This window comes from Bacillus sp. DHT2, assembly GCF_026241455.1.
Classification (GTDB): Bacteria; Bacillota; Bacilli; order Bacillales; family Bacillaceae_G; genus Bacillus_A; species Bacillus_A pseudomycoides.
Window position 1 is genome coordinate 178,713 of the sequence record NZ_JAPHWH010000004.1, and the last position, 17,359, is coordinate 196,071.

At 36.9% G+C, this 17,359-nt stretch carries 20 protein-coding genes and 1 pseudogene; 20 read left to right on the forward strand and 1 reads right to left on the reverse strand.

Going from position 1 to position 17,359, the window contains the following annotated elements; genetic code table 11:
- The first annotated feature begins 264 nt into the window (after positions 1-264).
- The 17 genes and pseudogenes from aroC to ORL93_RS12240 all read left to right on the forward strand — a co-directional run bounded on the left by aroC (position 265) and on the right by ORL93_RS12240 (position 14,314).
- Positions 265-1,437 carry a chorismate synthase gene (aroC, locus tag ORL93_RS12165; protein WP_018780987.1) on the forward strand — a complete coding sequence of 391 codons (1,173 nt, stop codon included), beginning with the start codon at positions 265-267 and terminating at the stop codon, positions 1,435-1,437.
- Positions 1,437-2,528: a 3-dehydroquinate synthase gene (aroB, locus tag ORL93_RS12170; protein WP_003206512.1), complete on the forward strand. Its 1,092-nt coding sequence runs from the start codon at positions 1,437-1,439 to the stop codon at positions 2,526-2,528. Before aroC ends, aroB begins: the two co-directional genes overlap by 1 nt.
- Positions 2,525-2,818 carry a chorismate mutase gene (locus ORL93_RS12175; RefSeq protein ID WP_040119335.1) on the forward strand — a complete coding sequence of 98 codons (294 nt, stop codon included), beginning with the start codon at positions 2,525-2,527 and terminating at the stop codon, positions 2,816-2,818. Before aroB ends, ORL93_RS12175 begins: the two co-directional genes overlap by 4 nt.
- Positions 2,766-2,876 (forward strand): annotated as a pseudogene (locus ORL93_RS31270) (chorismate mutase); the annotation flags it as partial. The gene ORL93_RS12175 and the pseudogene ORL93_RS31270, both read left to right, overlap by 53 nt.
- A gap of 14 nt (positions 2,877-2,890) precedes the next feature.
- Positions 2,891-4,003 (forward strand): histidinol-phosphate transaminase, encoded by a 1,113-nt coding sequence (gene hisC / locus ORL93_RS12180; RefSeq protein ID WP_018780985.1) that lies wholly within the window; start codon positions 2,891-2,893, stop codon positions 4,001-4,003.
- Between the two features lie 331 nt (positions 4,004-4,334).
- Positions 4,335-5,618, forward strand: coding sequence for a 3-phosphoshikimate 1-carboxyvinyltransferase (aroA, locus tag ORL93_RS12185; protein ID WP_040119658.1), 1,284 nt, complete (start codon positions 4,335-4,337; stop codon positions 5,616-5,618).
- A gap of 121 nt (positions 5,619-5,739) precedes the next feature.
- Positions 5,740-7,002, forward strand: coding sequence for a tetratricopeptide repeat protein (locus tag ORL93_RS12190; protein ID WP_040119336.1), 1,263 nt, complete (start codon positions 5,740-5,742; stop codon positions 7,000-7,002).
- A gap of 73 nt (positions 7,003-7,075) precedes the next feature.
- Positions 7,076-7,612: a ReoY family proteolytic degradation factor gene (locus ORL93_RS12195; protein ID WP_003206504.1), complete on the forward strand. Its 537-nt coding sequence runs from the start codon at positions 7,076-7,078 to the stop codon at positions 7,610-7,612.
- Between the two features lie 164 nt (positions 7,613-7,776).
- Positions 7,777-8,238: a YpiF family protein gene (locus ORL93_RS12200; protein WP_018764280.1), complete on the forward strand. Its 462-nt coding sequence runs from the start codon at positions 7,777-7,779 to the stop codon at positions 8,236-8,238.
- Positions 8,239-8,377: 139 nt separating this feature from the next.
- Positions 8,378-8,890, forward strand: coding sequence for a menaquinol-cytochrome c reductase iron-sulfur subunit (gene qcrA, locus ORL93_RS12205; protein WP_040119337.1), 513 nt, complete (start codon positions 8,378-8,380; stop codon positions 8,888-8,890).
- Complete coding sequence (gene qcrB / locus ORL93_RS12210; protein WP_000932700.1) at positions 8,891-9,565, forward strand: menaquinol-cytochrome c reductase cytochrome b subunit; 675 nt, start codon at positions 8,891-8,893, stop codon at positions 9,563-9,565.
- 57 nt (positions 9,566-9,622) lie between these two features.
- Positions 9,623-10,390, forward strand: coding sequence for a menaquinol-cytochrome c reductase cytochrome b/c subunit (gene qcrC, locus ORL93_RS12215; RefSeq protein WP_003206500.1), 768 nt, complete (start codon positions 9,623-9,625; stop codon positions 10,388-10,390).
- A gap of 124 nt (positions 10,391-10,514) precedes the next feature.
- On the forward strand, positions 10,515-11,105 hold the full coding sequence (gene lhaT / locus ORL93_RS12220) for a lipoprotein heptaprenylglyceryl N-acetyltransferase LhaT (protein WP_040119338.1): 591 nt from the start codon (positions 10,515-10,517) through the stop codon (positions 11,103-11,105).
- 27 nt (positions 11,106-11,132) lie between these two features.
- On the forward strand, positions 11,133-11,819 hold the full coding sequence (gene lit / locus ORL93_RS12225) for a lipoprotein intramolecular transacylase Lit (RefSeq protein WP_018764282.1): 687 nt from the start codon (positions 11,133-11,135) through the stop codon (positions 11,817-11,819).
- 78 nt (positions 11,820-11,897) lie between these two features.
- Positions 11,898-12,686 carry a sporulation protein YpjB gene (gene ypjB / locus ORL93_RS12230; protein WP_040119339.1) on the forward strand — a complete coding sequence of 263 codons (789 nt, stop codon included), beginning with the start codon at positions 11,898-11,900 and terminating at the stop codon, positions 12,684-12,686.
- 104 nt (positions 12,687-12,790) lie between these two features.
- Positions 12,791-13,474, forward strand: a complete 684-nt coding sequence (locus ORL93_RS12235) for a zinc metallopeptidase (protein ID WP_018764284.1) — start codon at positions 12,791-12,793, stop codon at positions 13,472-13,474.
- 201 nt (positions 13,475-13,675) lie between these two features.
- Positions 13,676-14,314: a uracil-DNA glycosylase gene (locus ORL93_RS12240; RefSeq protein WP_018780979.1), complete on the forward strand. Its 639-nt coding sequence runs from the start codon at positions 13,676-13,678 to the stop codon at positions 14,312-14,314.
- Positions 14,315-14,419: 105 nt separating this feature from the next.
- Here the strand turns inward: ORL93_RS12240 and ORL93_RS12245 are convergent, their stop codons facing one another.
- The gene (locus tag ORL93_RS12245) at positions 14,420-15,301 is read right to left on the reverse strand and encodes a YitT family protein (protein ID WP_018780978.1); all 882 of its coding nucleotides are present in this window, start codon (positions 15,299-15,301) and stop codon (positions 14,420-14,422) included.
- 504 nt (positions 15,302-15,805) lie between these two features.
- Here ORL93_RS12245 and ORL93_RS12250 point away from each other — a divergent pair.
- Genes ORL93_RS12250 through mgsA form a run of 3 tightly spaced genes read left to right on the forward strand, consistent with a single transcriptional unit; the run spans position 15,806 to position 17,357 of the window.
- Positions 15,806-16,147 (forward strand): nucleotide pyrophosphohydrolase, encoded by a 342-nt coding sequence (locus tag ORL93_RS12250; RefSeq protein ID WP_044880798.1) that lies wholly within the window; start codon positions 15,806-15,808, stop codon positions 16,145-16,147.
- Positions 16,147-16,947: a 4-hydroxy-tetrahydrodipicolinate reductase gene (gene dapB / locus ORL93_RS12255; protein WP_006094307.1), complete on the forward strand. Its 801-nt coding sequence runs from the start codon at positions 16,147-16,149 to the stop codon at positions 16,945-16,947. The genes ORL93_RS12250 and dapB overlap by 1 nt, the downstream gene beginning before the upstream one ends.
- 14 nt (positions 16,948-16,961) lie before the next feature.
- Complete coding sequence (gene mgsA / locus ORL93_RS12260; RefSeq protein ID WP_006094308.1) at positions 16,962-17,357, forward strand: methylglyoxal synthase; 396 nt, start codon at positions 16,962-16,964, stop codon at positions 17,355-17,357.
- Positions 17,358-17,359: the final 2 nt, after the last annotated feature.

A 17,359-nucleotide genomic window follows, 5' to 3' on the forward strand; every position in this document is an offset into this window, starting at 1 on the left:
CCAAGTGAAAACAAAGCGAGAAAACGAGTGCGGGTCACCTTTAGTTTTTCATAGCAACGAGTTATATGTTGAAAAAACAAAATGGAGTTATATAGTAGAAAATAGGGCAATCCTATATCTTCACTATATACATACAACTTGAAAGACGACATAAAACCTTTCTTTTTAGGTGGGAGAGAGCATCCGCTCATGCGTAGAAGCGGTCAAGTCCTCATCCTATCATTAATGTGGGATAAAATAATTACAAGAAAAGGGGAATATCCGATGCGATACATCACAGCGGGTGAATCTCATGGTTCGCAGCTTACGACAATTTTAGAAGGTATTCCAGCAGGGTTATCTTTAGTAGCAGATGATATAAATGAAGAATTAGCAAGAAGGCAGAAAGGTTATGGACGTGGCAGACGTATGCAGATTGAAAAAGATCAAGCACAAATTGTCAGTGGTGTTAGACATGGACTTACGCTTGGGTCTCCAATTGCACTCGTTGTCGAAAATCGAGATTTTACCCATTGGACAAAGATTATGGGAGTAGATCCGTTAACTGAACAAGAAGCAAAAGAAATGAAAAGACAAATTACAAGACCGAGACCTGGTCATGCTGATTTAAATGGTGCAATTAAATATGGACACCGTGATATGAGAAATGTACTTGAACGCTCTTCAGCACGTGAAACAACAGTTCGAGTTGCAGCAGGAGCTGTTGCGAAAAGACTTTTAGCAGAGTTAGGTGTAAAGGTTGCTGGACATGTAATTGAAATTGGCGGTGTGCAGGCAGAAAAGCTTACATATGACTCAATAGAACAACTACAAGAAATTACAGAAGCATCCCCGGTTCGTTGCTTAGATGAGGAAGCATCTAAAAAGATGATGCAGGCAATTGATGATGCAAAAACAAGTGGAGATTCTATTGGTGGAATTGTTGAAGTGATTGTAGAGGGAATGCCAATTGGAGTAGGGAGTTATGTGCATTATGACCGAAAACTCGATGCGAAATTAGCAGCGGCAGTAATGAGTATAAATGCTTTTAAAGGTGTGGAAATTGGCATTGGATTTGAAGCGGCACATAAGCCAGGAAGTCAAGTGCACGATGAAATTCTTTGGGATCAAGAAAAAGGGTATACGAGACGAACAAATCATGCTGGTGGATTAGAAGGTGGCATGACAACAGGTATGCCGGTTGTCGTACGCGGCGTCATGAAGCCCATTCCAACGCTATATAAGCCGCTTCAAAGTGTTGATATTGATACGAAAGAATCTTTTTCAGCGAGCATTGAACGTTCTGATAGTTGTGCTGTACCAGCAGCTAGTGTTGTGGCGGAAGCAGTTGTTGCATGGGAACTAGCAGTAGCTTTAGTGGAACAATTTGGAGCAGATCGTATGGATTGTATTCGTGAAAATATTAAGAAACATAATGAATATGCGAGGGAATTTTAATGGAGAAAATACATATTCAGACGCAGTCTAAAGAGTATGATGTATATGTAGGAAAAGATGCGTTGTCACATTTGACAGCGCTTGTTCGAAATATGGAACCGACTGTTTCTAATGTAATGGTCATTTCTGATGAATCTGTCGCATCATTTCATTTAGAAGAAGTTATGGATGCATTGCAAGTAGAAAAACATGTTTTTTCATTTGTTGTTCCAAGTGGAGAGAAAGAAAAGTCATTTGAAAACTTTTATGCGGCTCATACGTCAGCGCTTGAAAATGGGATGGATCGACATTCTTTAGTTGTTGCACTTGGAGGAGGAATGATCGGTGATTTAGCTGGTTTTGTTGCGGCGACATTTATGCGCGGTATTCGCTTTATTCAAGTTCCAACAACGTTACTGGCACATGACAGCGCAGTTGGTGGAAAAGTTGCCATTAATCACCCTCTAGGAAAAAATATGATCGGAGCGTTTCATCAGCCAGAAGCAGTTCTATATCATACACCATTTTTAAATTCATTACCGGAAAAAGAGTGGCGTTCAGGATTTGCTGAAGCGATTAAACATGCTTTTATCGGTGATGTTGAATTATATCATTGGTTAAAGCGAGAAGTGAAAACATTAGAAGATGTACGGGATGAAAAATTAATTTATATATTACAGCGAGCAATTCCTGTAAAAGCAAATATTGTAGCGCAAGACGAAACTGAAAAAGGTGTGCGTGCTCACTTGAATTTTGGACATACATTAGGACATGCCCTTGAAAAAGAGATGGGGTATGGGAAAATTACTCATGGCGATGGAGTAGCAATTGGTATGTTATTCGCGATATTCTTAAGTGAACAAATTTATAAAGTAGACCTTGGTTATAAGGAAATTAAGCGGTGGTTTTCTCAGTATGGTTATCCGCATATGCCAAGGAATCTAAATATAGAACGCCTTGTGCAAGTGATGAAGCAAGATAAAAAAGCGAACGCAGGAATAATTCGTATGGTACTTATGCAGGAATATGGGGTAGTGAATGTCGTATCTATTTCAGATGAGACTGTCCATACTACATTAGAAGCATTTCAAAGAGATGAGGAATCTATTTGATTCGCGCAATTCGCGGCGCGATTACAGTCGAACATAATGAAGCTGAGGAGATATTGACTGCAACAGAGCGTTTAGTGAAGAGAATAGCAAATGACAGTGGAATCTATCCGGCTGATATTGTATCGGTGTTAATTTCTACAACAGCTGACATAAATGCATGTTTTCAGGAAGCGACTTGGAAGGCTTTACTTATTACCGGTGATGTGTGTAAAAGAAATAGATGTACCGAATGCTTTGCAGAAGTGTATTCGTGTGATGATGACAGTCACGACAAGACAGTTGCAGCATGAAGTAGAGTGTATGCATGTAGAAAAGGCGATTGTACTGCGGTCTGATCTAGTAAAATGACAGGGGGAATCAAAATGAGAGTAAAAGAGCAATTGTTAACTTTGAAAGCATATGTACCTGGCAAAAACATTGAAGAAGTAAAAAGAGAATATGGATTATCTAAAATTGTAAAATTAGCATCTAATGAAAACCCGTTCGGCTGTTCAAAACGTGTAACGGAAGCTTTAGCTTCATTAAGCACACAATATGCTTTATATCCAGATGGAGCAGCTTTTGAACTTCGTGAAAAAGTAGCCGCACACCTTCATGTGAAACCAGAGCAACTTTTATTTGGTAGCGGTCTGGATGAAGTAATTCAAATGGTTAGTCGCGCTTTATTAGAAAAAGGTACAAATGTTGTGATGGCAAATCCAACATTTTCACAATACTATCACCATGCTGTAATTGAAGGGGCAGAGGTTCGTGAAGTGCCACTTAAGGACGGTATTCATGACTTGGACACGATGCTAAAGCAAATTGATGAACAAACGCAAATCGTATGGATTTGTAATCCGAACAATCCAACAGGAACATATGTAGAAAAGCAAAAATTACTTTCATTTTTAGAGGCGGTTCCGAAGTCAACACTCGTAATTATGGATGAAGCATACTATGAATATGCAGGAGCGAAAGAGTATCCACAAACATTGCCACTTCTTGAAGAGTATGAAAATCTCATGGTGTTACGTACATTTTCAAAAGCATATGGCTTAGCTGCTTTTCGTATTGGTTATGCTGTAGGGAATGAAAAACTCATACAGCAATTAGAAGTAGCAAGATTACCATTTAATACATCAGCTGTTGCACAAGCTGTTGGTTTGGTAGCGATAGAAGATCAAGAATTTTTACAAGAGTGCGTGAAGCAAAATGCTGAAGGATTAAATCAATATTATACGTTCTGTAAGGAGTACGACGTTTTTTACTATCCATCACAAACAAATTTCATATTCTTAAAGCTTGGGATTCCTGGTAATGAAGCATTTGAAAGATTAATGAGAAAAGGGTATATTGTTCGTTCAGGTGCTGCGTTTGGCTTGCCAGATGGTATTCGTATTACTGTTGGTTTAAAAGAAGAGAATGATGAGATTATTGAATTGCTGACGGAACTTGTGAAAGAGCAAAAAAAGAAAGAAGAAACATATTCTTAAGAAAAGGCGCGGCTCCCATTATAGGAGTCGTTTTCTTTAGGCTATACATATTTGCACGATGAAGAAGGAAAGCAGTACAATAAAGATATATACATACAAATTGGAAAACCGCCATAAAACATTTCTTTTTAGGAGGGAGAGAGGATCCGGTCGTGCATAGAAGCGGTCAGAGCTTTTTTCAGTCAGTCCCATGCCAAGTGAAAACAAAGAGAGAAAATGAGTGGGGATCTTCTTTTGTTTTTATAGCCGCGACTTATATGTTGGAAAATCAAAATGGATATATATAGATGATATAGGTGTACAAAAGTATATATTATTTTTAATAGGGGTGATAAAAATGAGGAGACTCATAAGGCGGAAAAATGGTTTGAATGGAACGATTGCTGTGCCTGGAGATAAATCTATTTCACACCGCGCTGTGATGTTTGGAGCGATAGCAGAGGGAACAACAAAAATTTCAAATTTTTTATTAGGAGAAGACTGTTTAAGTACGATTGCTTGCTTTCGGAAATTAGGAATAATGATTGAGCAAGATGGTAACGATGTCATTGTATATGGAAAAGGATTAGCTGGATTACAGGAACCGAAAGAGGTGCTAGATGTAGGGAACTCAGGAACCACTATTCGTCTCATGCTTGGTATTTTAGCGAATGCTCCTTTCCATTGTACTATAATTGGGGATGAATCTATTGGAAAACGTCCTATGAAACGTGTTACAGCCCCTCTTCGTGAAATGGATGCACAAATTGAAGGTCGGGAAGATGGACAATATACGCCGTTGTCGATTCGTGGAGGAAACATAAAAGGTATACACTATCATTCTCCTGTAGCAAGTGCGCAGGTAAAATCAGCTATTTTACTTGCAGGATTGCAAGGAGAAGGGGTGACATCAGTAACAGAACCGTTACAATCTCGTGATCATACGGAAAGAATGCTGCGTGCATTTGGTTGTGAAGTGAATGTAGAAGGGCGAACTGTTTCTTTACAAGGGGGGCAATCGCTTGTAGGAACGGAAATAGAGGTTCCAGGTGATGTCTCTTCAGCTGCCTTTTTCTTAGTAGCGGGTGCAATTGTACCAAATAGTAAACTTGTATTGAAAAATGTTGGTTTAAATCCAACAAGAACAGGGATTCTGGATGTGTTATCAGAAATGGGAGCGCTTATTTCAATTCGTAATGTTCGAAATGAAGAGTTTGAACCATGTGGAGATATTACAATTGAAACTTCTGAACTGAAAGGAATTGAAATTGGCGGTTCACTTATTCCAAGGTTAATTGATGAAATTCCTATTATTGCTTTACTGGCGACACAGGCGACAGGAACAACAATTATTAAAGATGCAGAGGAGTTAAAAGTAAAAGAAACGAATCGCATCAATACGGTTGTTGATGAGCTTCGAAAACTGGGAGCGGAAATTGAAGCGACACCAGATGGTATGATTATTAATGGGAATCAGAAGTTACAAGGGAATATTGTTAATAGTCATGGGGACCATCGCATTGGCATGATGCTTGCAATTGCGTCTTGTATAGCAGAAGGAGAAATGCAAATTGAAAATGGTGATGCAGTTGCTGTATCCTATCCGAATTTTTTTGAACAGTTAGAATCTCTGTGAAGCAAAAGGATCTTTTCAGTTTGGGAAGATTCTTTTCTGCTTCTTTGAGTTGCTTACATGGCAACAGTTGTTTATGATTAATGAACAGAAGAGAATATTATAAGAATTAAAGGAGACATTTATGCAAAAGTTTGAACAGGCTGTTTCTTATATTGAAAATGGGGAAGCGGAAAAAGGATTAACACAATTAAAAGAATTGGTAAAACAAGGGACAGATGAAGAGAAGTATGATATTGCTCGCTACTATCATACGCTTGGATTTATTGATGAAGCGTTAGCGATTACAGAAGATTTACGTTTGTTATATCCAGAAGAAAGTGAGTTTACAATATTTTTAGCAGAATTATATATTGATTTAGATAAAGAAGATGAGGCAATTGAAGTGCTTCATGATATCTCTGAAGACGATGAACTGTATGTTCAATCTTTACTACTTGTTGCGGATCTATTTCAAATGCAGGGCTTCGATGATGTTGCAGAGCAAAAACTATTAAAAGCAAAAGAAATGATGCCAGAAGAGCCTGTTATTACTTTTGGACTAGCAGAACTTTATAGCAGTAAAGGTGAGGAGCAAAAAGCGATTGCTTATTACCAGTCATTACTTTCTGATCACAAAGTAATGGGAGGTGTTGTAATTGCCCTTCGCTTAGCTGAAACGCTAAGTGCAATTGGAAACTGGGAAGAAGCAATTACGTACTATGAAGAAGGATTAGAAGAACAAAAAGATATTCATTCTTTATTTGGGTATGCATTTACACTTTATCAAGGTGAAGAGTATCAAAGGTCGATTGGAGCTTGGAAAGAATTAAAAGAACTAGACCCAGAATATGCATCCTTATATATGTATTTGGCTAAATGTTATGAAAAAGAAGGAATGCTTCAAGAAAGCTATGAAACACTTCATGAAGGAATTAAAATTGATGAATTATCTGTGCCTCTTTATGTAGAACTTGCAAATATTGCAGCGAAGATAGGGAAATTAGCAGAAGCAGAAGAATTGCTTCAAAAAGCATTACAGATTGATCCAGGACATTTAGGTGCGATATTAAAATATGCATATATCTTAAAAGAACAAGAGAAATATGAAGAACTAATTGTTGTTGTAGAAAATGCAATGGATAGTGGAGAACAAGATACACAATTACTTTGGGATCTGGCATTTGCGAAAAAACAATTAGAAATGTATTCTGATGCATTAAAACACTATGAGAGTGCATATACTTCTTTTAAGAATCATCCGGATTTCTTGGAAGAGTACGGTTATTTCCTATTAGAAGAAGGGTTGCGAAAAGAAGCGAAAGAAGTATTTACACGCTTACTACAACTGGATCCAACACAAATTCACATCGAAGAATTGCTATATAATTTAGAGGATTTTTCATAAGTTGGAAGGAAAGTGAATGCTGCTTCTTGAATCTAAATAAGAAAAGAGAAAGACAGAGGAGGGACTGAGAGCTATGAATACCCCTGTTTCTGTAAACGAGAAGAAGGATTTTGTAAAATGGTTTTTAAACAATTATCAACTGAAACAGCGTGAATGTGTATGGATTTTAAATTATTTAATGAGTCATGATCAATTAATGCACAAAGTCCACTTCGTAGAACATGCAAAATATTGCCCTCGTGGTTTAGTGATGTCAGCAAATTGTGTGAAAGATACACCGTTTCACTTCTTTAAACAAAATGTTATGACGACGGATGCAGAAAAATCATTTCATGACATTCGTTTAAATCGAGATGAGGATATTTATATTCAACTTAATTTTAAATCATCGTTCCAAAATGCAAATTATGTAGCAGTATTAGAAGAAAATCCGTACTTGCCAAAGCATATTGAAGTAAATGAAAAAGATCGTTTACTTGCAGAACGATTTTTAGAAGAGAGTGTATTTTCATTTCGAAGAGATCGACTTTTAAAGCAAATTGATGAAGCGCTGGACAATCAAGATAAGGAAGCTTTTTGTAAGTTAACAGAGGAATTGAAAAGTTTGTAGGGAATGATAATTTTCTTTAATTTTGACAAATTTCTAACTATTTAAAGAAAAACTACCTAATATAGGTAGTTTTTCTTTTTTTACCTGTTTTAGTATGGTTTAATAGATATAAAGTGAAAGTTCTGTCATTTAGAATGAGATAATGGGCAAAGGAGGGAATTATGATGAAATGGGCTGTAAAAGATGCGGAGCAATTTGAACAAGCTAGAGAGTATGTGGATACTGGTATTATACCCCTTCTTTCTATTTCAGTAGCAAAAGAAATGAAGAGTGTTGTAGCGCAAGGGGAATTTATTGAAACTTTAAGCATGGAGTTAGAAAGAGAATATAAAGGAAGAGTGCTTTTATTACCGCCGTTTACGTACTTAACGGAGCAGCAAAAGCAAGAGAAAGGGCGTTTACAAGATTGGACAAGTCATTTGCAGGAGCAAGGATTGAAACATATTGCTTATGTTACAAGTGACTTTGCATGGAAAGAGGGTGTAGATACGTTACCAGGTCATTTGTTTTGGTTACCTGCTTTGTCGCTAGAGGAATTTAGTGATCAAGCGAAAAGAGAAGTAATTCATGCGCATGTAAAAAATATAATGGAATTATTGACAGAAAAGTGGGAAAATAAAAAATAAGCAGATAGTTCTTATGATTATGAGTAGTATGATATTGACCTGCGCATGTGGGTATTATATCATGATAGTGTCCTAGTTTTTATTTTTTTATACTGTTTTGTCACGAGGGGACAATTTCTGATAGAGGGGGGAAATTTTCGTGAGCGAGAAAGAACATCGTGTGTCAAGAAGACAATTTTTAAACTACACGCTTACAGGTGTAGGAGGTTTTATGGCAGCTGGAATTTTAATGCCAATGACGCGCTTTGCACTTGATCCAGTTTTAAGGAAAGAAGCGGGGGGAGAGATGGTTGCTGTTGCGCAAGTTAAAGAGGTTACAACAGAACCAAAACGCTTTGACTTTAAGGTAAAGCAGGTTGATGGATGGTACAAGTCCGAAGAACCAAAATCTGCTTGGGTGCATAAAGATGAAAGCGGAGACATTGTAGCGTTTTCTCCAGTGTGTAAACATTTAGGGTGTACGGTTAACTGGAATTCAGACAAGTCGCATCCTAATCAATTTTTTTGCCCATGTCACGGGGGACGTTACACAAAAGATGGCATAAACATAAAGGGAACGCCGCCTCTTGCTCCACTTGATGTGTATGAATCCAAAGTGAAGGATGGAACGCTTTATTTAGGAAAAGCAAAGCCAAGAGGGGGTGCGAAATAGATGTTAAATAAAATTTATGATTGGGTGGACGAACGGTTAGATATTACACCGATATGGCGTGATATTGCCGACCATGAAGTACCCGAACATGTAAATCCAGCACATCACTTTTCTGCATTCGTCTACTGCTTTGGAGGACTTACGTTTTTTGTTACTGTAATTCAAATTTTGTCAGGAATGTTTTTAACAATGTATTATGTACCGGATATTAAAAATGCTTGGGAATCGGTTTATTATTTACAAAATGAAGTTGCGTATGGACAAATTGTACGTGGCATGCACCATTGGGGTGCCAGCCTTGTAATTGTAATGATGTTTTTACATACACTTAGGGTTTTCTTCCAAGGTGCATATAAGAAACCTCGTGAATTAAATTGGATTGTCGGTGTTCTTATTTTCTTTGTTATGCTAGGTCTTGGTTTTACCGGATATTTATTACCATGGGATATGAAAGCGTTATTTGCAACAAAAGTAGGGATTCAAATTGCGGAGCAAACACCGCTTATCGGCCCTTATATTAAAACATTACTTGCTGGTCACTCCGAAATTGTCGGAGCTCAAACATTAACTCGCTTCTTTGCTATTCACGTCTTCTTCTTACCAGCAGCACTTCTAGGCTTAATGGCCTTCCACTTCATCATGATTCGCAAACAAGGTATTTCTGGTCCGCTATAAGTAAGAGATTGCTAATTTGAAAGAATAGGAGAAAAACTGAATTGAAGGAGGGAGATTATGCATCGCGGCAAAGGGATGAAGTTTGTGGGAGATTCACGAGTACCTGTAGCACGTAAACCGAATATCCCGAAAGATTATTCTGAATATCCAGGGAAAACAGAAGCGTTTTGGCCGAACTTCTTGTTGAAAGAATGGATGGTTGGTGCGGTTTTTTTAATCGGTTATTTATGTTTAACGGTGGCGCACCCGTCGCCACTTGAGAGAATGGCGGATCCTACAGATGCAGGCTATATACCACTTCCAGACTGGTATTTCTTATTTCTGTATCAGCTTTTAAAGTACTCATATGCATCAGGCTCATTTACTGTAATCGGCGCGTTTATTATGCCAGGGATTGCATTTGGAGCATTACTATTGGCGCCATTTCTCGATCGAGGTCCTGAAAGACGTCCATTGAAACGGCCAGTTGCAACTGGATTCATGCTTTTAGCAATTGCTTCTATCATCTTTTTAACATGGGAGTCTGTGGCACATCATGACTGGGAAGCTGCAAAAAAACAAGGTGCGATTGTGAAAACGACACCAGTAGATAAAAATGATGAAGGTTATAAATTGATGCAAAAAAATACATGTTTAACATGTCATGGTGATAACTTGCAAGGTGGTGCAGCGGCGCCAGCGCTGCAGAATTTAACGTTAAAACCAGAAGAAATTGCAAAGATTGCGAAAGATGGAAAAGGTGCGATGCCTAAAGGAGTATTTAAGGGCACAGATGAAGAGTTGAAGAAGCTCTCAGAATTTATTACGAAATATAATAAAAAATAATTGAAAGCTGACTACGAATTTGTAGTCAGCTTTTCTGTTTGTAACACAAAGTTTGCTATAATAAAAGCATAGCGTTTTAGAGAATAAAAAAGTTACTTTGTTTGAAAGGTGTTGTATATACATATTGGTCTACGTGTATGCGTTATTAAGACAGCGTTCGGTTTTACTACTTTTGTTCATCATTAACATTTTAGGGACAGTATATGGTTTTATTTGGTATGGAGATCAACTGATGGAAACTTCATTGATATTTTGGCCATTTGTTCCCGATAGTCCTATTGCAAGTTTCTTCTTTGTTTTTGTATTACTGGCCTTTTTGTGTAATAAAAATTGGGGACTAATAGAAGCTTTAGCAATCGTTTCCTTAATGAAATATGGTATTTGGGCTGTTGTTGTAAATGGGATTATGTTTATGGTTAAGGGCAATCTTGAGTTTATGAGTTATATGTTGGTGCTTTCTCATTTTGCAATGGCTATACAAGGTTTATTATATGCCCCGTTTTACCGTATAAAAAAGTGGCATTTTATTGTAGCAGGTATATGGACGTTACATAATGATGTAATCGACTATTTGTTTTGGCAAATGCCGAGATATGGTATTATGCATTTGTTTGTAGAACAGATTGGTTACTTTACATTTTGGTTAAGTATTGTTGTATTAGCTATTACATACTATTATTGTTTGAGAAAAAATCGAAAACAGTTTTCGTTATGAAATTAAATGAGGAATTGGAGAAAGAAAATGAATAAAAATAAGATAGGTGTAAGAATATTCGATCGTTTGATAACTACTATTGTCTCATACTGTATAGCATTTTCTATTTTTGCTATTGCAACTACAATTGTTGTATATGGGAAATGGTTATATTATGCAGATATACATTTTTTAAATATACCAGATTTAGCAAATATGACAGAATCAGAAATTAAGAAGAACTATGATGTACTGATGACATACCTTTCTCCTTTTTATCATGAATCATTACAATTGCCTACACTAGATATGTCAACAAGTGGAAGAATTCATTTTGTTGATGTGAAAAATATTTTAGTGAAGATTCAATACGGGATGTGTATGGCGCTCAGTATTGCTTTATTGGGCGGGGGGTATTTATTGCGTAAACGAAAGATGAAGTTTTTATTACATGGCGCAATTTTGACCATTATATTTCCGATTGCGCTTACTTTGCCTATTGCAATTAATTTTGAAAAGAGTTTTGTACTATTCCATAAACTTCTTTTTAGCAATGATTATTGGCAATTTGATAGTGAAACAGATCCTATTATTTTAATGCTACCAGAACAGTTTTTTATGCATGCAGCATGTGTAATTTTAATATTGATTTTATGTGGGAGTGCTTTTTGTTATTGTATGTATAGATATTTATTAAAAAAGCGGAAGTCTTCAATGGAAAATCTTTATTCATAAAATATTTTTCGGTTTCGTTCTGTTCTATTCTTGTCCACCTTAACATATTTTGTACTAGTAGTTATAGGGGGGACCGGAATGAAGAGAGTCTTAATTGGAATGATAGCATTTCTGATTATATTGTTTCCAGTACGTATATACGCTGAAAAATGGAATGAGTTAACGGGGCTATTAGATGATTCCTTGCAACTTGTAAAACAAGAAGAATATAAGAAAGCAACGCAAGTATTGCAACATTTTTCAGAACAATTTGTATTGCGGGAGAATGAAAAGGAAAATAAACTAACACCCATGCATTTTCGGGTAATCTCTTTAGCGTATGACAGGGCACAGCGATCGCTTGAGGAAGAAAGTTTAGATCAGCAAATAAAAATAGATGATGTATTGGCACTACAATTGGTGGTAGATGCGGAAGTATCTAAGTATCAACCGCTTTGGATAGAACGAGAAGGACGTGTTATGGGGGCTTTTGCTAAAGTTGAAAAGGCACTTCAAACAGAAGATGATGAACGATTCCAACAATCATTAAATACATTTTTGCATGAATTTGATGTGATTTATCCAAGTTTAATGATTGCATTGCCGGAAAATCAATCACAGCGTGTAAATGCGCATTTATCGTATTTGGATGAATTCCGTAATGTGATGTTAAAAAATAAAAGTGGACAAATGCAAGTAGGGATTATAAAAGGAGATTTACAAAAAATATTTCAAACAGCAAAGAAAGATGAAGTGGACTCTTCTCTCATATGGTTTATGACAATTACAGGTGGACTTATTTTCTTTACATTAACGTACGTCGGTTGGAGAAAATATAAGGGAGAGAAAGCGAAGCGTACCAGTGGGATACATTCTAAAAATCGATAAGATCACTAATATAGACAAGGATTGTAAGGTTTCTTTATTGACAATATATAAAGAAGAAAATAGAATGGATAGTACTATAATTACGACTTCAATGGAGGTTCATAATGGCTTTTTATTTAGTTTATTTCGCGATCATTATGATCATACCGTTGTATGCACAGTCAAAAGTACGCAGTGCTTATAGCAAATATTCACAGGTGTATTCAACATCGGGTATGACAGGAGCGGAAGTAGCTCGAAAAATTTTAGATGAAAATGGTTTGTATAACGTAGCTGTAGAAGAAACACCAGGGCATTTGTCAGACCACTATGACCCAACAGCCAAAACGGTTCGCTTGTCAACTGATAACTATTATGGTCATTCAGTTGCTGGAACAGCTGTAGCAGCTCATGAAGTAGGGCATGCGATTCAAGATGCGAAAGATTATAAGTTTATGCGTTTTCGTCATTCTTTAGTTCCAGTTGCAAGCTTCGGATCGAACATGTCATGGGTGTTCATTATGATTGGTATATTTGCATCGATGACAAAGCTATTGTTACTAGGGATTATTTTAATGGCAGCAGGTGTAGTTTTCCAGCTCGTTACATTGCCGGTTGAGTTTGATGCTTCAAAACGCGCAATGCAGCAAATTGAAGCACTTGGAATTGTATCAACAGACGAATATGGGCAAGCACGTAAAGTATTAAATGCAGCAGCTTTAACATATGTTGCAGCGGCGGCAGTAGCGGTATTTGAATTGCTTCGTCTAGTATTAGTTTATACAGGGATGCAGCGTAGCGATGATTAAAGACTATCGATTTCGATAGTCTTTTTCTTTATCCCGCTATTTGTGGACAGTAAGACTCAAGCCTTAAGTTTCAGAGAGAAGCGATGAATTTTGTTTTATAATTTGTTTATTATTGTAAATTGATAACAAGTAGCATAATGAAATTTAAAGAGCAAGTTATAATAGTAAGAAGCATAGGTAAAGTGATTATGAGTGAAGGTGATGGAAATGCAATATCCAGATTCATTAGTACTGCATGTGAAAAAACTTAGTGCTCCCTATCCATTAGAAGGTTTTTTATGTGGACAAGGTCCTGAAAAGCCGAAACTAATGCTTGTTGGAGAAGCGCCAGGAGAAACAGAAATTCATAATGGCATTCCGTTTAGTGGAAGAGCAGGTAAGGAGTTAATGGGATTTTTAGAACGTATCGGCCTTACAAGGGAAGAAGTATATATTACGAGCACTGTACGTAGCCGGCCTTATATATGGAGAGAGAAAAGAGAGCGGAGCGGGCAAGTTGCTCAGAAGAAATATAATCGAACTCCAAATCAGGGAGAAATACTTATACATGCTCCTTTGTTAGATTATGAGATGGAGCACGTGCAAGCACCGGTTATTGTCACACTTGGAAATATTGCATTAAAGCGTTTAGTGGGACCAGATAAAAAAATTACTGATGTTCATGGACAATTATTGCAGCAGCCAGTACGAAGACTAAAAAATAATCAAAGTACAGATTTTATATGGACCGAGAAGATATATAATATTTTTCCGACATTTCATCCAGCATCAATTTTTTATAATAGAGGCTTGTTGGATTTGATTTATGAGGATTTAGAAAAATTAGGGAAGTATATATAGTAGAAGTTTTCTTTATAGGGGTTTACAACTTAAAAAGATATCGGGTTCGATAGCTTTTTAAGTTGTGTATTTGGAAAGTGTAGTAATGTTAGAGATCTAGCATGTTTAATTATGTAATGGATTTTTATTTTCGTCTAATGTAAAGCCTTCACCAACTACATCATGTACATCACTTACTGCAACAAATGCATGAGGATCTACTGAAGTAATAATATTCTTTAGTTTTACGATTTCATTTTTTGCCACAACACAATAAAGTACGTTTCGCTCAATCTTTGTATAAGAGCCAACTGCTTTTAAAAAGGTTGCCCCGCGCTCCATCTCGGATAAAATCTTGGCAGCAATTTCGTCGTTTTTATCTGAAATAATGGTTGCTCCTTTTGCTGCATATGCTCCTTCTTGCATAAAGTCAATGACTTTTGCTCCGATAAAGACCGCAACTAACGTATACATGCCCTCGCGATAAGATAGATATGTAAGAATGGAGATGACAATGACAACAGCGTCAAACATAAACATTGTTTTTCCCATGCTCCAGCCAACATATTTATGAGCTAATCGAGCAATAATATCGACGCCACCCGTTGTTCCACCGTATTTGAATATAATTCCGAGACCAATCCCAATAAATGCTCCAGCGAACAGGGCTGCTAATGTCATATCATTTTGCAAATTTAAATGTAAATTTAATGATTCGTAGCGCTGAAAAATCCATAGAAATAAGGAGACGCTAAATGTTCCGATTAATGTGTATAAGAAAGTTGCTCGGCCGAGTAATTTCCAACCGACAAAAAAGAGAGGGATGTTTAAGATTAAGTTTGTATAAGATGGATCAAGCGAAAAGAGAAAATAAAGCAATAACGTAATTCCTGTAAAGCCACCTTCTGCTAAGTGATTTTCAATATTAATATTTACGATGCCAAAAGAGAAGATAGCGGAACCAATCAAAATAAATATAATGTTTCGAATCTTTAAGTTGGTTTTCATGTAGCAAGCCCCCTAATATGTAATTGTTACTTCGCTCCGTTGAAATAGCTAATGACGAAGAAAAACGATAAGAATAGTAAGTCATTTGTATGATTGTAATTGGTAAGAGGTAACCTTTTACAAGAAGAACATTTGCAAAAGAAAGTTTCACTTTACCCCGCACTAACGGTTGGTAAGGAGTAAGGCGAGAAGAAAAGACTAACCAACCGTAAGAGCCCGATTGGTTCAACTAACCTTTTACAAGAAGAACATTTGCAAAAGAAAGTTTCACTTTACCCCGCACTAACGGTTGGTAAGGAGTAAGGCGAGAAGAAAAGACTAACCAACCGTAAGAGCCCGATTGGTTCAACTAATCTTTTACAAGAAGAACATTTGCAAAAGAAAGTTTCACTTTATTATAGTCTATCCAAAAATACGTGGCAAATAGGGACGAAAGAGGAATAATATTTGTCAAATCGCCATGAATTGGCTAACATGAAAGAGGAAGGATTAGAGGTGAACAACATGGAACAAAAAACGATGAAAGATATGCAGAAAGAAGTAGATGCATATATTAGTCAATTTAAAGAAGGTTATTTCAGTCCGCTTGCAATGATGGCTCGTTTGACAGAAGAAATGGGTGAACTTGCAAGGGAAGTGAACCACTATTACGGTGAGAAGCCGAAGAAAACGACTGAAAAAGAACGAACAATTGAAGAAGAACTTGGAGATGTATTATTTGTTATGATCTGCATGGCAAATAGCTTACATATTGATTTAGAAACAGCACATAACATTGTAATGGATAAATTTAATACACGTGATAAAGATCGCTGGACACGTATTGAAGAGGGAGAGAAAGAATAATGAAAGATATTAAAGTGATTATTGCTGGACCAAGAGGACGTATGGGACACGAAGCGGTACTTCTAATGGAAAGAACACCACATTTTCAATTAGTAGCAGCAGTTGATTATAAGCATGGTGGTGAAATGATTTCAAATCTTCCTGGAATGCCTACATTACATGCACCAATCTATGCGGATTTACATACTTGTTTAAATGAAGTAGAAGCGGATGTATTGCTAGATTTAACGACACCAGAAGTCGGCAAAGAACATGTTACACTCGCTGTTGAACATGGTCTTCGTTCCGTTATTGGTACGACAGGGTTTACAGAAGAAGAACTTCAGCATTTAACAGACACTGCGAAAGAAAAACAGGTAGGTACTATTATTGCTCCAAACTTTGCAATTGGTGCAATACTTATGATGAAGTTTTCTCAAATGGCAGCGAAATATTTCCAAGATGTTGAAGTGATTGAACTACATCATGATCAAAAATTAGATGCACCATCAGGTACAGCTGTAAAAACGGTAGATTTAATTCGTCAAAATCGTGAACCAAAACAACAAGGTCATCCAAATGAAACAGAACAATTAAAAGGAGCACGTGGTGCAAATGTAGATGGTATTCATATTCATAGCGTGCGTTTACCAGGGCTTATTGCGCATCAAGAAGTATTGTTTGGCGGAGACGGACAAATGTTAACAGTTCGTCATGATTCATTCAACAGAGCATCATTTATGTCTGGAGTAAAATTAGCTATTGAAACAGTAATGAATCTTGACCATCTTGTATATGGATTAGAGAAGATCATCGATTAAAGGGGGGGAGACGGATGAAGATTGCCTTAATTGCACATGACAAAAAGAAAGATGATATAGTTTCGTTTGCATACGCATATAAACCAATTTTTGAACAACATGAACTTTTTGCTACGGGAACAACAGGCCTTCGCATTATGGAAGCGACAGGACTTACAGTCACAAGATATCAATCTGGTCCTCTTGGCGGCGATCAAGAAATTGGTGCAATGATTGCAAAAAACGATTTAGACATGGTGATTTTCTTTCGGGACCCGCTAACAGCACAACCACATGAGCCAGATGTAAATGCATTGCTTCGTTTATGTGATGTGTATGCGATTCCGCTTGCAACGAATATGGCAAGTGCTGAGATGTTAATGCATGCATTAGAGCGAGGAGATTTAGACTACCGAAAGTTACGAAAATGAGG

Coding starts and splice junctions, on each gene's coding strand:
- ypjB (WP_040119339.1), top strand. CDS start 11,898: ATGAAGAGAGTCTTAATTGGAATGATAGCATTTCTGATTATATTGTTT.
- ORL93_RS12250 (WP_044880798.1), top strand. CDS start 15,806: ATGGAACAAAAAACGATGAAAGATATGCAGAAAGAAGTAGATGCATAT.
- ORL93_RS12235 (WP_018764284.1), top strand. CDS start 12,791: ATGGCTTTTTATTTAGTTTATTTCGCGATCATTATGATCATACCGTTG.
- hisC (WP_018780985.1), top strand. CDS start 2,891: ATGAGAGTAAAAGAGCAATTGTTAACTTTGAAAGCATATGTACCTGGC.
- mgsA (WP_006094308.1), top strand. CDS start 16,962: ATGAAGATTGCCTTAATTGCACATGACAAAAAGAAAGATGATATAGTT.
- lit (WP_018764282.1), top strand. CDS start 11,133: ATGAATAAAAATAAGATAGGTGTAAGAATATTCGATCGTTTGATAACT.
- dapB (WP_006094307.1), top strand. CDS start 16,147: ATGAAAGATATTAAAGTGATTATTGCTGGACCAAGAGGACGTATGGGA.
- aroB (WP_003206512.1), top strand. CDS start 1,437: ATGGAGAAAATACATATTCAGACGCAGTCTAAAGAGTATGATGTATAT.
- ORL93_RS12190 (WP_040119336.1), top strand. CDS start 5,740: ATGCAAAAGTTTGAACAGGCTGTTTCTTATATTGAAAATGGGGAAGCG.
- qcrB (WP_000932700.1), top strand. CDS start 8,891: ATGTTAAATAAAATTTATGATTGGGTGGACGAACGGTTAGATATTACA.
- qcrC (WP_003206500.1), top strand. CDS start 9,623: ATGCATCGCGGCAAAGGGATGAAGTTTGTGGGAGATTCACGAGTACCT.
- ORL93_RS12195 (WP_003206504.1), top strand. CDS start 7,076: ATGAATACCCCTGTTTCTGTAAACGAGAAGAAGGATTTTGTAAAATGG.
- ORL93_RS12245 (WP_018780978.1), bottom strand. CDS start 15,301: ATGAAAACCAACTTAAAGATTCGAAACATTATATTTATTTTGATTGGT.
- ORL93_RS12200 (WP_018764280.1), top strand. CDS start 7,777: ATGAAATGGGCTGTAAAAGATGCGGAGCAATTTGAACAAGCTAGAGAG.
- ORL93_RS12240 (WP_018780979.1), top strand. CDS start 13,676: ATGGAAATGCAATATCCAGATTCATTAGTACTGCATGTGAAAAAACTT.
- aroC (WP_018780987.1), top strand. CDS start 265: ATGCGATACATCACAGCGGGTGAATCTCATGGTTCGCAGCTTACGACA.